This is a genomic window from Pseudomonas sp. ME-P-057, assembly GCF_030208975.1.
Lineage (GTDB): Bacteria > Pseudomonadota > Gammaproteobacteria > Pseudomonadales > Pseudomonadaceae > Aquipseudomonas > Aquipseudomonas lutea.
The window spans coordinates 12,278-26,994 of the sequence record NZ_JARVSX010000013.1; the positions used below are offsets into that span (position 1 = coordinate 12,278).

Here is a 14,717-nt window from a genome sequence, read left to right on the forward strand (position 1 = left end):
CTGCAATCACCTATAAAAGGATCACACCATGAGCTCCGTAGAAAACGCCGTCCAAGCAATGAAAGCCAAGTTCAACCCATCCGCCGCTGCAGGCCTGGACTTGGTGTTCGGGTTCCGCATCGACGACACCAAGAACTTCTCGCTGATCGTCAAGGACGGCACCTGCGAGCTGCAGGAAGGCGAGAACCCGGACGCACAAGTAACGCTGGTGATGGACGGTGAAACCCTGGAAGGCATCGTCAGCGGCGAGACCGACGGCATGCAGGCTTTCATGGGCGGCAAGTTGCGCGCTGAAGGCGACATGATGCTTGCGATGAAACTGAGCGAGCTGTTCCCTTCCTGAGCAAGCCTGGCTGTGCAAAAAACCGAAGCTGCCCGGCTTCGGTTTTTTTTCGTCCGCGCATTGGCGCGGGTTGCCGTCAACGCACCGAATCAAGGCTGATGATTCCCCGCTAACACGCAGGCCAATAGCCCTTGTTCGCCGCGCGGGGGACGCATTAGATTAGCCAATGATCCTGGCCAACCAAAATAACCTGCAGGGATAAGCATGCCGCTCACCGACCAGTCCACCGAGGTTCGATCAGGCGAAGAGCTGGACGCCGCACGCATCGATCCCTACCTGAAGTCCCATATCTCCGGTCTGCGCGGCAGCGTGCAGATCAGTCAGTTCCCCGGTGGCGCGTCTAACCTGACGTACCTGCTGAAGTACCCCGAGCAGGAATTTGTGCTGCGCCGCCCGCCTTTCGGTCACAAGGCAAAAAGCGCTCATGACATGGGCCGCGAATTCCGCATCCTGAATCAATTGCGCGACGCCTTTCCCTATTGCCCCAAGGCCTACGTGCATTGCACCGACGAGGCGGTCATCGGTGCCGAGTTTTATGTGATGGAACGGGTCAAGGGCATCATCCTGCGCTCTGAGTTACCGGCCGAGCTGAACCTGGATGCCGCCAAGACCGAGGCCCTGTGCAAGAGCTTTATCGAACGGCTGGTTGAGCTTCACCAGGTCGATTACCGCGCCTGTGGGCTGGGCGATCTGGGTAAACCTCAGGGGTATGTCGAGCGGCAGATTCGCGGCTGGACCGAACGCTACGAAAAAGCGCGCACCGACGATGCGCCGAGCTGGGAGAAAGTCGCCCGCTGGCTCGACGACAAGAAGCCCGCAGACCACCCCGTTGCCAGCCTGGTCCATAACGATTACCGCTTCGACAACGTGATTCTCGACCCGGATAACCCGATGCGGATTATCGGCGTGCTGGATTGGGAACTGACCACCCTGGGCGACCCGCTGATGGACCTGGGCAACAGCCTGGCGTACTGGATTCAGGCGGACGACCCGGCGCCGGTGCAATTGATGCGACGCCAGCCCAGCCATGCGCCGGGCATGCTCACCCGAGAGCAATTTGTGGCGTACTACGCCGAGCGCGCGGGCATCCGCATCGACAACTTCGACTTTTATTACACCTACGGCCTGTTTCGCCTCGCCGGCATCGTTCAGCAGATCTACTACCGCTTTTTCCACGGCCAGACCCAGGACAAGCGCTTCGCGCAGTTCATCCACATGAACACGCTGCTGGAGCGCATGGCCCTGCAGGTGATCGGCCGTTCTGCCCTTTGATTGCGTCACGACAAGGAAACTCGGAATGCCTAAAACACAATTGTTCGACCTCGATGGCAAGATCGCTTTCGTTTCCGGCGCCAGCCGCGGTATCGGCGAGGCGATCGCCAGGCTACTGGCACAACAGGGCGCCCATGTCATCGTCTCCAGCCGCAAGATCGAAGGCTGCCAGCACGTGGCCGAGGCCATTATTGCCGACGGTGGCCAAGCCACGGCCATCGCCTGTCACATCGGTGAAATGGAGCAGATCACGGCGGTGTTTGCACAGATCCGCGAGCAATTCGGTCGGCTGGATATTCTGGTGAACAATGCCGCGACCAACCCGCAGTTCTGCAATGTGCTGGACACCGACCTTGGCGCGTTCCAGAAAACCGTCGATGTGAACATCCGGGGCTACTTCTTCATGTCGGTCGAAGCCGGCAAGCTGATGCGCGAGCACGGCGGCGGCAGCATCATCAACGTAGCATCGATCAACGGGGTATCGCCGGGGGTCTTTCAGGGCATCTACTCGGTGACCAAGGCAGCCGTCATCAACATGACCAAAGTCTTCGCCAAGGAATGCGCTCAGTTCGGCATTCGGTGCAACGCCCTGCTCCCTGGCCTGACCGATACCAAATTTGCCTCGGCGCTGGTGAGCAACGAGAAGATCCTCAACACAGCGCTGGCGCAGATTCCGCTGAAACGCGTTGCAGCTCCCAGCGAGATGGCGGGCACGGTGCTGTACCTGGCCAGCGATGCTTCGAGCTACACCACCGGCGTGGCATTGAATGTGGATGGCGGTTTTCTGTCCTGAGGCCGTGAAGCGGGTTCCATTGGGCTAGTGCTTGTCCGCGACCTCGGTGTATGTCCTGTCGTTCGCTGGCCTGACCCACCGCAATCGTGGACGGCGCGCTCATGCAGGATCTGCGCGTGAGGTGAAACTGAGGTGCTTCTGATGGAATAAAGATTCCATCAGCCATCGCCAACGCCTACATTTTCCGCACAACAACACGTCTACAAGGACACGCTGTCATGCGCGGGAATTCCCTTCCAGATCTGGGCGTCGGCCTGATCGGCACAGGCTTCATGGGCCGGGCGCATGCCCTGGCCTTCCACAACGCACGCACCACGTTTGAGCTGCCGATCAACCTCAAGCTGGCAGCGCTGGCAGACGCCGACGCCGCGCGGGCACAAGACTGCGCCTCGCGTTGGGGCTTTGAGCGCAGTCATGCCGACTGGCAGCAATTGATCAGCGACCCTGCCGTCGATCTTGTCGCGATCACTACGCCCAACCTGCTGCATTTCCCGATGGCGATGGCGGCCCTTGAAGCCGGCAAAGCGGTGTACTGCGAAAAGCCGCTGGCGGTGAGCCTGGGGCAGGCGCGGCAGATGCACGCCGCCGCGCGGAAGGCCGGGGTCGTGACCCGCGTGGGTTATAACTACCAGCACAACCCGATGATCGGGCTGGCCAGGCAAATGATCGAGGCGGGCGAGCTGGGGCGCATCGTTAGCTTCCAGGGCGAATTCAGCGAGGACTTCATGGGCGATGCACTGTCGCCGTGGTCCTGGCGATGCGAGGAAGCCCACGCCGGCGGCGCGCTGGCAGACCTCGGCAGCCATTTGCTGGCCATGGCGCGTCATCTGCTGGGTGAGGTCGAAGCGGTGTGCGCCGACTCGCAAACCGTGCACCCGCAGCGCCCGGCCGCACGTGGCAGCAACGAACAGCGGGCGATTAGCATCGATGACCAGACCTACGCATTGCTGCGCTTCGCCAACGGCGCGCGCGGCACCTTCGGCAGTAGTTGGCTCAAACACGGTTACAAGAATCACCTGAGCTTCGAAATCAGCGGCACGCTGGGCACCCTGTCGTTCGATCAGGAACGGTTGAACGAACTCAGGCTGTATCGCGCCGGCGCGCCGGGACGGGACGGGTTTCAGCGCATCCTCGCCGGCCCGCAGCAACCGGGTTATGCCGCGTTTTGCCCGGCACCCGGGCATCAACTGGGGTACAACGAACTTAAAGCGCTGGAAGTCCATGAACTGATTCAGGCGCTGCAAGGGAATGGCGGCAACGGAACGGATTTCGCCGAAGCCATGGAAGTCGAGCGCCTGGCCACCGCCATTCGCCTCGCGGCGAAAGAGATGCGCTGGGTAACGATGACGGATGTTTGAACAGTGGCTTTAGCCGGGAAAGCGTCAGGCGCCGCGCTGCAACATTGGTGACAGGCGGACATCTGTCGGAGCCGGCTGGCTGGCGAACGCGCTGGATCAGGTGACGGAAATGTCGCTGACACACCGCATTCGCGGGCAAGCGCGCTCCTACAGTCTGTACGCGTACAACCAGACACACCGCATGCGGGCGCAGAACCAGCTTCAGCCCGCCCAGACACACCGCAACCGCCGTATGTGGGACCGGCTTTACCCGGGAAGGCAGCAATCGCACCGCGAAATGGCGGGCGAGTGACGATCTGTAGGAGCCGGCTTGCTGGCGAACGCGCCATGTCAGACGCTCCAGGACGTTCAGACCGGCCCCTTCCCGGCTAAAGCCGGTCCCACGTGTCAGAGCGCGTACGCCCGTCCACACCGGCATGCGCGGGATCAACAATTCACGGTTCGCGCTGCTGCAACGGTCAGCGCCATGCGAGTAGAATGCTGCGCTTGCGGGCAGCCCTTCTGCCCATCTGCCCGATAAGCGCCCTCCCCATGCCTTTCGAACTCACCGTTGAACCTCTCACCCTGCTGGTGCTGGCTGTCGTGGCCTTTGTCGCCGGTTTCATTGATGCCATTGCCGGGGGAGGCGGCCTGTTGACCACGCCTGCCCTGCTCACCGCCGGCCTGCCGCCGCATCTCGTATTGGGCACCAACAAGCTCAGTTCGACCTTTGGCTCTGCCACCGCGAGCTTCACCTTCTATCGGCGCAAGCTGTTTCATCCGGCGCAGTGGAAACGCGCATTGGTCGGCACGGCAGCAGGCGCCCTGATCGGCGCAGTGGTCGCCCATTACCTGCCGGCCGAATTACTGAACCAGATGCTACCGGTGATCGTGTTTGGCTGCGGCCTGTACCTGCTGTTCGGCGGCACACCCAAGGCGCCACTGGACAGCAACGCCCCGATCAAAACCAAATGGCAGCTGCCTCAGGGCCTAGGGCTGGGCTTTTATGACGGCGTCGCCGGCCCCGGCACTGGCGCCTTCTGGACGGTGAGCACGTTGCTGATTTACCCGGTTGACCTGGTCAAAGCCAGCGGCGTCGCCCGTAGCATGAACTTCGTCAGCAACGCCGCTGCGCTGATGATCTTCGCGCTCAATGGTTCGGTGGACTGGGTGATCGGATTGACCATGGGCCTGGCGGTGATGGCCGGTGCCTTTATCGGCGCGAAAACCGCGATCAAGGGCGGCGCCAAATTCATCCGCCCTGTCTTCATCACCGTGGTGCTGGGCTTAACCGTCCGCCTGGCCTGGCAGCACTGGTTCAACTGAGCCCGAGCGCTGCGCCAGATACAAATCGATCAGGTAGCGCGCAATCGAGCGACTGGCCGGCAACGGCGGCAGGTCATGGATGCTGAACCACTGCGCGTCCTCGATCTCGTCCGCCTGGGGCACGATCTCGCCACTGTCGTATTCAGCATGAAAGCCCAGCATCATCGAGTGCGGAAACGGCCAGCACTGGCTGCCCTTGTACTGGATGTTCCTGACCGTCACCTGCACCTCTTCCATGACCTCGCGGCGCACGCAATCTTCGGCCGACTCACCCGGTTCGGCGAACCCGGCCAGCGTGCTGTACACCCCCGTGACGAAGCGCGGCGAGCGCGCCAGCAGCACCTCATCGCCACGGCTAATCAACACGATCATGCTCGGGGAGATGCGCGGATAAGCGCGCAGGTCGCAGTGCGCGCAGTGCATTCCCCGCTCACCCGGTACTTGCTGCGTCGGCTGACCGCATCTGCCGCAAAAACGGTGTTCGCGCGCCCAGGTACTGATTTGCGCGGCGTAGCCAAGCATCTGAAATACGTCGGCGTCATCGGCCAGCATGAACTGGCGCAGCGTCTGCCACTGCATGCCTTCCAGCGCGGGCGAATCCCGCAGCGTCTGCAGGTAGACCGGCTCGCCGTCAAAATGACCGATACCGTGCTCATGCACTAAATCCAGGTCCTGGCGCTTGAGCCATTCACGGGGAAACAGCACGCCGTTGCTGTCCTGCAAAAACCCCTGGTCACTCTGAACCACGGCCCAGCCGCCGGCTGCCTGGACGTCAAGCACGGCGGTGGTCCAACGCCTCGGGCGTGTCATGCATCAACTCCTGTGCGCGCCGTTTGCCACTTCTGCGCGAGGATCACGCCCGAAAGCCGCAAGCGAAAACGCTTTCAAATGGGTCAGTCAATTGTCGAAGACCGGCTTCTGTTTGCTCAGGTGAGCGACCATTGCCAGCTTCAGGTCTGCCGATTGCAACATGGCGGAGTTCCAGGTGGCAACGTATTCGAGCCCGTCCGCCACGCTGTGGTCGCGCATGTAGCTGATCATGCGCTTGCTGCCACTGATCGCGATCGGCGATTTCGCCGCGATGTCCCGGGCAATCGCCATGACACCCTCGAGCAGCTGCGGCAGGTCCGCAAACGTGCGGTTGACCAGACCAATGCGCTGCGCCTCCTGCGCCCCCACGTTACGCCCGGTGTAGGCCATTTCGCGCATCATGCCATCACCGATCAGCCGCGGCAGGCGCTGAAGGGTGCCGACGTCTGCGGCCATGCCCATGTCGATTTCGCGAATGGAAAACAGCGCATCCTCCGCGGCATAACGCATGTCGCAAGCGCTGATCAGGTCCATCGCTCCGCCGATGCAATAACCCTGAATGGCCGCCAGCACGGGCTTGCTGCAGCGGTCCACGACGTTGAACGACTCCTGCATTTGCAGGATTTTGCGCCGCAGCAAACGCGCGTTTCGACCAATGTCCTTGCCCATCTCGTTGGCAACCGATGCCAGCAGGGACAGGTCGATGCCCGAGGAAAAGTGCTTGCCCGCGCCACTGAGCACCACCACGCGGACGTCGTCGGTGTCCTCGGCCCAGGCGAATATATCGATGATCTCGGACCAGAACGCAGCGTTCATGGCGTTGATCTTGTCCGGGCGATTGATCTGGACGTGGGCAATATGGTCGGTCAGTTCCACCTTGAAAGCGCTGTAGTCAGACACGGCGTTGGATCCTTTTATGGGCCAGGCGAGGTTTATTCCTTGACGGCGGATCATAGCAAGTCAGTATGTGCCGTCGCAGGCCACTGTTGCGCCATATGCCGGACCGTGGGCCTGCCGTTTCGCCTGTAAAGACGAGGCATCACGGGTTAATAAACTGAACGGTCACGGCGGGCAACTGTCCAGACTGTGATGGCGTCACGCGTACGGAATCTACCGACGATGTGTGCGTCAGGGCAGCCGGATCAGATTCGGCGCCCACTCTTTTCTCAGGTCGCAAGAGGGCGATTCTTGACTACATCAAAAGCGGCAACCGGTATCGTGGGCCTGGACGACATCCTCGCGGGTGGCCTTTCGCGCAGCCATGTGTTTCTTCTTGAGGGAGAACCCGGCACCGGCAAGACCACCGTCGCACTGCAGTTCCTGCTGGCAGGGGCTGCGGCAGGCGAGCGGGGTCTGTACATCACGCTTTCTGAAACCGAACGGGAATTGCGCGATGGCGCCCGTTCCCATGGCTGGGAGCTGGACGAGCACATTTCGGTGTTCGAGCTCACCCCGCCTGAAGACCTGCTGAACGCTGCACACCAACAGAGCCTGCTGTACTCATCGGACCTTGAACTGGGCGAAGCCACCAAGCAGATTTTCGAGATCGTCGAGAAGGTCAAGCCCGCACGTGTGATCATCGACAGCCTGTCGGAGATCCGCCTGCTGGCGCAGAGCTCGTTGCGCTACCGCCGGCAGATCCTCGCGATCAAGCACTATTTCGCGCGCTACGACACGACGGTCGTCCTGCTGGACGACCTCACCACCGAATCACTGGACAAGACCGTTCATAGCGTTGCCCATGGCGTGATTCGCCTGGAGATGCAGACCCCGGCTTACGGCGCAGAGCGCAGACGCCTGCGGGTGGTCAAATACCGTGGCCAGAAGTACCGCGGCGGTTACCACGACTTCAATATCATGCCCGATGGCATCCAGGTGTTTCCGCGCCTGGTAGCCGCCGAGCACCGCACTGGCTACGTCAGCAAGCAGCTCAGCAGCGGCATCAAGGAAATTGACTCCCTGCTTGGCGGCGGTCTCGACAGCGGCTCCAGCACGCTGATTCTGGGCCCGTCGGGCACGGGTAAGTCACTTATCGCGCTGATGTTCGCCGTGGCGGCCGTCGAGCGCGGCGAGAAAGCTGCGCTGTTCGTATTCGATGAAGAGATCGGCCTGCTGCACGAACGCATGATGAAGCTTGGTATCGACCTCAAGGCGCTGGTGCAAACCGGCAATCTGGTGATCGAACAGGTGGACGCCGCAGAACTGTCGCCGGGTGAGTTCACCCATCGGGTGCGCCGCAGTGTCGATGAGCTGAACATCCAGACCGTCGTCCTCGACAGCCTCAATGGCTATCAGGCTGCGATGCCAGAAGAAAATTCTCTGGTCCTGCACGTCCATGAGCTGTTGCTCTACCTCAATCGCCAGGGCGCGTCGACCTTCATGACCGTTGCCCAACATGGCCTGGTCGGTGACATGAATACGCCGGTGGACATCACCTACCTGGCTGACACGGTCATTTTGTTGCGCTACTTCGAAGCGCTGGGCAAAGTGCGCCGCGCTATCTCCATCATCAAGAAACGCACAGGCACCCACGAATCCACCATTCGCGAATACCGGATCAGTGCGTCCGGCATGACCATCGGCGAGCCGCTGGACGCCTTTCAGGGGGTTCTGCGCGGTGTCCCTCAATACCACGGCGAGAATAATCCGTTGCTTCTGGACCCCAACGAGTGAGCATCCCCGGACAACTATCGGAGCGGGCCATCATTCTGGCCCCCCACGGACGGGACAGCCAGATCGCCCTGACCATGCTTCAGGAAGGCGGCTATCCGGCGATCATCACCCACGATCTGGCGCAGCTGTGCAGTGAGCTGATATCCGGCGCAGGGCTGGCCATTATTGCGGACGAGGCCCTGCGGGGTGTGGACGTCAATCCGTTGCTGAGTCTGTTGGCCAACCAGCCTGCCTGGTCGGACTTTCCCATCGTGCTGCTGACTCATCACGGTGGTAAACAGAACCCCTCGGCGCACTTTGGCAAAATGCTCGGTAACGTCACGTTTCTGGAGCGGCCATTCCATCCCGCGACGCTCATGAGCCTGGTCAGCACCGCGGTGCGAGGCCGCCGGCGACAATATGAAGCCCGCACGCGTCTGGAAGATCTGCTCGAAAGCGAGCAGCGTCTGCAGCACGCGTTGAAGGCCGGGCGTTTGGGCTCGTGGCAGCTGGACACCGAGTTTCTTGTGCTGGAGTGCTCGGCTATCACGCGCGCGCACTTCGGTCGCGATGAGCGTGATCCGCTCACTTACCACGACTGGCTGGCCTCGGTGCATCCCGAAGACCAGCCGCGCATGCAGTCCATCCTGCAGCAGACGCTGGACACCGGTGCCGACTTCATCATCGAGTTTCGTAACGTCTGGCCGGATGGCTCGGTGCATTGGGTCGACATCCGTGCCCGGGCGATCAGAGCGCGTAACGGCCGGGTCAGCCTGCTCTCCGGCGTGACCTCCGACATCACCGAGCGCAAGCTGGCCGAGCATCAGCTGCGCCGCCTCAACGAAACGCTGGAACAGCAGGTCGAGGAACGCACCTCCCAGCTGCGCCACAACGAAGAAGTGCTTCGCCAGTCGCAAAAGATGGAAGCGGTGGGCCAGCTCACCGGCGGTATCGCCCACGACTTCAACAACATGCTGACCGGCATCATCGGCAGCCTGGAATTGCTCAGGCGACGCGTATCCCGGGGACGTCTGGACGACCTCGACGGCCTGATCGATCTGGGCGTGAGTTCGGCCAATCGCGCAGCCGCCCTGACCCACCGTCTCCTGGCGTTTTCGCGTCGACAATCGCTGGACCCCAAGCCGGTGCTGATGAATGACCTGGTCAAATCCATGGGCGAACTGCTGAACCGCAGCGTCAACGAGAGCATCCGCCTGGACATGTGCCTGGACCCTGAACTGTGGACCGCCGAAGCCGACCCCAATCAGCTCGAGAGCGCCCTGCTCAATTTGGTGCTCAACGCGCGCGACGCGATGCCCGATGGCGGCATGCTGATGATCGAGACCTTCAACCGTCGACTGGAGCGAGACTACACCAACGCCTACGAAAACCTGCTGCCTGGCGATTACGTGGTGCTCAGCGTCCGCGACACTGGCTGCGGCATGCCGGAGAACGTCATCAGCCGCGCCTTCGACCCGTTCTTCACCACCAAGCCCATTGGCCAGGGCACCGGGCTGGGTCTGTCGATGATTTACGGCTTCACCAAGCAGTCGCATGGCCATGTGTCCATCGAAAGCCAGGTGGGCGATGGCACCACGGTGCAGTTGTTCCTGCCGCGCTACCTCGGCGAAGCCCAGGACGATCATCCTGCGCCGACCCCCGACACCGCGCAGGCGCGTGAGGGTGAGACGATTCTGCTGGTCGAAGATGACCCGGCGGTTCGAGCACTGGTCAGCCAGGTATTGAGCGAGTTGGGTTATGCCTATGTCGAAGCGGGCGATGCCGTGGGGGCGATCCCGATCCTCGAGTCCTCACAGCGTATCGACCTGATGATCAGCGACGTAGGCCTGCCCGGCATGAACGGCCGGCAGCTGGCGGACATCGGCCGGCAGCTCCGCGAGGACTTGAAAGTGCTGTTCATCACTGGCTACGCAGAGAATGCCAGTGCGCGCTCGGGCTTCCTTGAGGAGGGCATGCAGATGATCACCAAGCCCTTCGCATTCGATCAGCTGACGGCGAAGGTCCGGGAGATGATCGAGAGCTGAAACGTTGGGCGGGTGAATAACCCAGCGCACAAAAAAACCGGCAGACGCCGGTTTTTTTGTTGGCCAAAATCAGTTAAGCAGGCTCTGGATCTGCAAATGCAACGTGTCCATGGTGAACGGCTTGGCAAGGATCGGGGCCTTCTTGGCAATGGGGCTGCCGGACTCGACGATCTCTGCCGGGTAACCGCTGATGAAAATAACCTTGAGCTCCGGCCGCAGTTTTACGGCGGGCTCGGCAATCATGACGCCGGAGACCCCGCCCGGCAGGCGGTAATCGGTGATCATCAAATCGAGGTGGGGCTTGGTGGCAAGAATTTCGAATGCCTGCTCCCCGTTCTCCGCCTGCAACACCCGATAGCCTTCGCCCGACAGGTAATCGGACAGCAGCATCAGAATGAGCGGCTCGTCTTCGACGATGAGTACGACATTTTCTGCATCAGAGCTCATTTGAACGCCTTTGATCTTATAGATAGCTGCCATTACGACCATGGCCCGCGCTGGAGGTTGCGCCGATTACTGAGTTATTTGATTGGGAGGATTCCGGGGTGGGATAAGTCGGCCTAACGGCCCCCGGTTACGCCTTCGGCGAGTTGCTTGATCTAGCCCCCTTTGGTTTCAAAAGCAGCCCAAGGCTTATGCTCCTGGTTGGGTCCTTCCTTCGTCAGGGTTCCTTCACTTCGGTCCCGCTCCGTGGGCCCGCTTTCAGCCTGCGCCCACGTCGCGATTTCGTGGCTTGGAATATCTGTGTATGAAGATCAAGAGCGCGCTCAAAGCAAATCAAAAGCTTCCCGGCTGAAGCCGGTCCCACGGGGCGTGCAGTCAGTGGCATGATCGTGTCCACGCTCTGCGTGGGCATGCATCGCGTGACGCTCTGCGTCACCTCACGAGGCCTGAAGGCGCGTCGTCTTCAGGACGCGGAGCGTCCAGAGCTGCGTTACCACGCGGAGCGTGGGAACGATCATCGCGAGCAAGCTCACTCCTACAGGGAGGGTGTTTGATCGATAAAAGTGTCAGCGCCAATACTGCCCTCTTCCCGGCTAAAGCCGGTCCCACTCGATGTGCAGTCAGTGGGAACGATCACGAAAACACCTTGATCGGAGACAGCGGCAGCGACCTCGACTGTAGGACCGGCTTCAGCCGGGAAGCCGTTGATCTGCTCTATGCTGTCGATCTGCTCTAAACGCGCTTTTGATCTTGATGTTCATGCGCAAAAAGCTCAGACGACACCAATCGCGACTTGGGTGCAGGCTGAACGCAGGTTTTGCGCAGTGGGCCGAGCGGCATGGATGCCGCGAGAGCCGCCCCCCGCCATGGATGGCGGATGGCGGCGGGCCCACGGAGCAAGACCGGAGTGAGGGAACCCTGACGAAGGAAGGGCCAAACCGGGAGCAAGCACCCTTGGTTACTTGGGGTGCTTTTCCAAGTAACTCGCCGAAGGCGAAACCCGAGGCCGTTAGGCAGACGCCCTTGATCCAGATATCCCAGCATTCCAGCCAATCAAAGCGGCAACGACACGCGAAACAGCGACCCTGCCCCCTCTTCACTCTCGACGCTGATCCGCCCGCCGTGGGCAGTAATGATCTGCTCGGAAATAAACAGCCCGAGTCCAAGCCCGGCCACCGCATGGCTTGCCGCGACCCGCTCGAACTGCTGAAAAATGCGCTTCTGGTTTTCCGCACTGATGCCAATGCCATGGTCGCGCACATCAACCCGCGCCTCACCGCCCTCAGCGTAAACCTGCACCTCAATCGGCTTGCGCGCGCCATAGCGCAGCGCATTGGTCAGCAAGTTCGCCACCACTTGCTCGATGCGAAACTCATCCCACACGCCGATCACCGGCGCCGGCGCATGCAATGTCACCACACTGCCGGCGGCGGCGATCTGCGCGGAATAGCTTTCCACCAGATTGACCACCAGTTCAGAGAGGTCAAACGGACTGGTGCGGATAGACAGCTTGCCGGTGCGAATCCGTGACACGTCCAGCATGTCCTCGATCAGGCGAATCAGGCTCTGGATTTGCCGCTCATCGCGGTCAACCATGGCCCGCAGCTTTTCCATGGTGAACGCCGACGCGTTGTCCTTGGCCAAGTGCAGCTTGCGCAGCTGGGTTTCCAGAATCAGCCCGTTGAGCGGCGTGCGCACCTCGTGGGAGACCATGGACATGAAGTCATCACGCATGCGGATCGCGCGTTCCAGCTCACTCTGCGTCGATTTCAACTCGCGCATCAGCGCTTCCTGCTCCGCGCGGCTGCGTTCGAGCTCTTCAAGCTGTTGCTTGAGCGCCTTGCGCTGGCGGTACAGATCAACGAAGACGTTGACCTTGCTCTTGACCGCATGAATGTCGAGAGGCTTGTGCAGGAAGTCCACCGCACCGCTTTCATAACCCTTGAACGCGTAGTTGAGCTCGCGCCCTGCCGCACTGACGAAGACGATGGGGATGTTCTTGGTTTTCTCGGTGCCGCGCATCATCTCGGCAAGCTCGAAGCCGTTCATGCCAGGCATCTGCACGTCAAGAATGGCCATCGCAAACTCATGTTCGAGCAGCAACGACAATGCTTCATCGGCGGACAACGCCTTGAACACCTGACGGTCCTCGCGCTTGATCAGCGCCTCGAGGGCCAGCAGGTTTTCTGGCAGATCGTCGACAATCAGCAGCTTGGCTTTGATATCACTCAACATGCAATTCGTTCCAGCTCGACAAGCAACAGCCCAATGTCGGGCAAAGGCAATAAAAAATCCGGCGTATGAAGGGCAAGCGCTGCGTCGGGCATGGTTCGCGCGAGCGCCTGGGCCGGGTCCTGGACCACGGTGAGACCACCGTATTCCCTGATTCGTGCAATGCCGCGCGCACCGTCATTGTTGGCGCCGGTCAGCAGCACGCCGGCGAGGCGCTCGCCATAGGCGTCGGCCGCCGACTCGAACAGCACGTCGATGCTCGGCCGCGAATGGAACACGCGTTCTTCCTGACTCAGCGACAGGCTGAAATCGTTCTCGACCGACAAGTGATAGCTCGGCCCGGCGAAGTACAACGTGCCTGGGACAATGGTCTCCTTGTCGTCCGCTTCCTTGACCGGGATCTTCAAGGTTTGAGCAAACACCTCCGCCAAATGACTCCGGCGCTGATCCGGCACATGCAGCACCGTCAGGATGGGCAAGCGAAAGCCTCTGGGCAGCGTGCGGTAGATTTTCAGCAAGGCTTCGACGCCGCCGGCCGATGCGCCGACCACAATGGCATCTACCACCGGCAAGGCCGGGTGTTCGGACGAGGGGTCGGGAAAAATCGTTCTCATGATTTGCGGTAGATCCGCTCTTGTTTGACCAGAGGCTCGAACTGATTCTTGTAGCCCGAGAAATCCAGGGTTTCCTTGCTGCCCAGCACCAGAAAGCCGCGATGGCACAGCGACTCGTGAAACAGCCCGAACGCCCGGTCCTGCAGCTTCTTGTTGAAGTAGATCAGCACATTGCGGCAGGAAATCAACTGCGTCTCGGAGAACACGCTGTCGGTTGCCAGGCTGTGGTCGGCGAAGGTCACGTTCTCACGCAGCGTCTTGTCGAAGATCGCGTAGTCGTAGGCCGCCGTGTAGTACTCCGAAAACAGCCGCTTGCCGCCGGCCTTGAGGTAGTTTTCGTTGTAGCCGCGAATGTTTTCCATGGAGAAAATGCCTTGCTTGGCCTTCTCCAGCGAATGCGGATTGATGTCGGTGGCGTAAATGATCGTGCGCTCAAGCAGACCTTCCTCGCGCAGCAGAATCGCCATCGAATAGACCTCTTCCCCGGTGCTGCAGCCCGCGATCCAGACTTTCAGCGACGGGTAGGTCCTGAGCAGCGGCACGACTTCTTCGCGGATCGCCAAGAAGTGCGTCGGGTCTCGAAACATCTCGCTGACCGGAATCGTCAGAAACTGCAGCAATTGCATGAACGCCGACGGGTCATGCAGCACCCGTTCCTGCAGCGCGGAAATGGTCTTGAGTTCGAATTGTCGCAGCGCGTGGATGACGCGTCGTTTGACCGACGCGCCTGAGTAATCGCGGAAATCGTAGCTGTACTTCAAGTAGATCGCTTCGATCAGCAAGCGCAACTCGATATCGGCGTCTCTCTCGGGGTGCATCGGCAATTCCGGTTGGGGAGCGGGCGTGGTC

At 60.8% G+C, this 14,717-nt stretch carries 13 protein-coding genes; 7 read left to right on the forward strand and 6 right to left on the reverse strand.

Translation table 11 applies throughout. The annotated features are described in order from the left end of the window. The first annotated feature begins 28 nt into the window (after nt 1–28). The 5 genes from QRN48_RS06570 to QRN48_RS06590 all read left to right on the forward strand — a co-directional run bounded on the left by QRN48_RS06570 (nt 29) and on the right by QRN48_RS06590 (nt 5,071). Complete coding sequence (locus QRN48_RS06570) at nt 29–343, forward strand: SCP2 sterol-binding domain-containing protein (protein WP_037010553.1); 315 nt, start codon at nt 29–31, stop codon at nt 341–343. A 204-nt stretch (nt 344–547) separates the two neighbouring features. Beyond that, nucleotides 548–1,615, forward strand: a complete 1,068-nt coding sequence (locus QRN48_RS06575; protein ID WP_191943426.1) for a phosphotransferase family protein — start codon at nt 548–550, stop codon at nt 1,613–1,615. Nucleotides 1,616–1,640: 25 nt separating this feature from the next. Further along, the gene (locus QRN48_RS06580) at nt 1,641–2,408 is read left to right on the forward strand and encodes an SDR family oxidoreductase (protein WP_285349575.1); all 768 of its coding nucleotides are present in this window, start codon (nt 1,641–1,643) and stop codon (nt 2,406–2,408) included. A gap of 218 nt (nt 2,409–2,626) precedes the next feature. Continuing rightward, nucleotides 2,627–3,766 (forward strand): Gfo/Idh/MocA family protein, encoded by a 1,140-nt coding sequence (locus tag QRN48_RS06585; protein ID WP_285349576.1) that lies wholly within the window; start codon nt 2,627–2,629, stop codon nt 3,764–3,766. A gap of 531 nt (nt 3,767–4,297) precedes the next feature. Next, the gene (locus QRN48_RS06590) at nt 4,298–5,071 is read left to right on the forward strand and encodes a TSUP family transporter (protein WP_285349578.1); all 774 of its coding nucleotides are present in this window, start codon (nt 4,298–4,300) and stop codon (nt 5,069–5,071) included. Here QRN48_RS06590 and nudC read toward each other — a convergent pair. Together nudC and QRN48_RS06600 are read right to left on the reverse strand one after the other, a co-directional pair. Further along, entirely contained in the window at nt 5,033–5,881 is an 849-nt protein-coding gene (gene nudC, locus QRN48_RS06595) for an NAD(+) diphosphatase (RefSeq protein WP_285349580.1), read from the reverse strand. The two genes, QRN48_RS06590 and nudC, sit on opposite strands and share 39 nt — an antisense overlap. An 87-nt stretch (nt 5,882–5,968) precedes the next feature. After that, nucleotides 5,969–6,781 (reverse strand): crotonase/enoyl-CoA hydratase family protein, encoded by an 813-nt coding sequence (locus QRN48_RS06600; RefSeq protein WP_285349582.1) that lies wholly within the window; start codon nt 6,779–6,781, stop codon nt 5,969–5,971. Nucleotides 6,782–7,069: 288 nt separating this feature from the next. Between QRN48_RS06600 and QRN48_RS06605 the strand changes: the two genes are divergently transcribed. Both QRN48_RS06605 and QRN48_RS06610 read left to right on the forward strand, forming a co-directional pair. Next, nucleotides 7,070–8,554, forward strand: a complete 1,485-nt coding sequence (locus tag QRN48_RS06605; RefSeq protein WP_244653590.1) for an ATPase domain-containing protein — start codon at nt 7,070–7,072, stop codon at nt 8,552–8,554. Then, nucleotides 8,551–10,578, forward strand: coding sequence for a response regulator (locus QRN48_RS06610; protein ID WP_285349584.1), 2,028 nt, complete (start codon nt 8,551–8,553; stop codon nt 10,576–10,578). Before QRN48_RS06605 ends, QRN48_RS06610 begins: the two co-directional genes overlap by 4 nt. A gap of 69 nt (nt 10,579–10,647) precedes the next feature. Here the strand turns inward: QRN48_RS06610 and QRN48_RS06615 are convergent, their stop codons facing one another. The 4 genes from QRN48_RS06615 to QRN48_RS06630 all read right to left on the reverse strand — a co-directional run bounded on the left by QRN48_RS06615 (nt 10,648) and on the right by QRN48_RS06630 (nt 14,686). After that, the gene (locus QRN48_RS06615; protein ID WP_191943435.1) at nt 10,648–11,025 is read right to left on the reverse strand and encodes a response regulator; all 378 of its coding nucleotides are present in this window, start codon (nt 11,023–11,025) and stop codon (nt 10,648–10,650) included. 1,050 nt (nt 11,026–12,075) lie between these two features. Next, the gene (locus QRN48_RS06620; RefSeq protein ID WP_191943436.1) at nt 12,076–13,257 is read right to left on the reverse strand and encodes a hybrid sensor histidine kinase/response regulator; all 1,182 of its coding nucleotides are present in this window, start codon (nt 13,255–13,257) and stop codon (nt 12,076–12,078) included. Then, nucleotides 13,251–13,868, reverse strand: a complete 618-nt coding sequence (locus QRN48_RS06625) for a chemotaxis protein CheB (protein ID WP_191943437.1) — start codon at nt 13,866–13,868, stop codon at nt 13,251–13,253. The genes QRN48_RS06620 and QRN48_RS06625 overlap by 7 nt, the downstream gene beginning before the upstream one ends. Continuing rightward, the gene (locus QRN48_RS06630; protein ID WP_191943438.1) at nt 13,865–14,686 is read right to left on the reverse strand and encodes a CheR family methyltransferase; all 822 of its coding nucleotides are present in this window, start codon (nt 14,684–14,686) and stop codon (nt 13,865–13,867) included. The genes QRN48_RS06625 and QRN48_RS06630 overlap by 4 nt, the downstream gene beginning before the upstream one ends. Between the last annotated feature and the right edge of the window lie 31 nt (nt 14,687–14,717).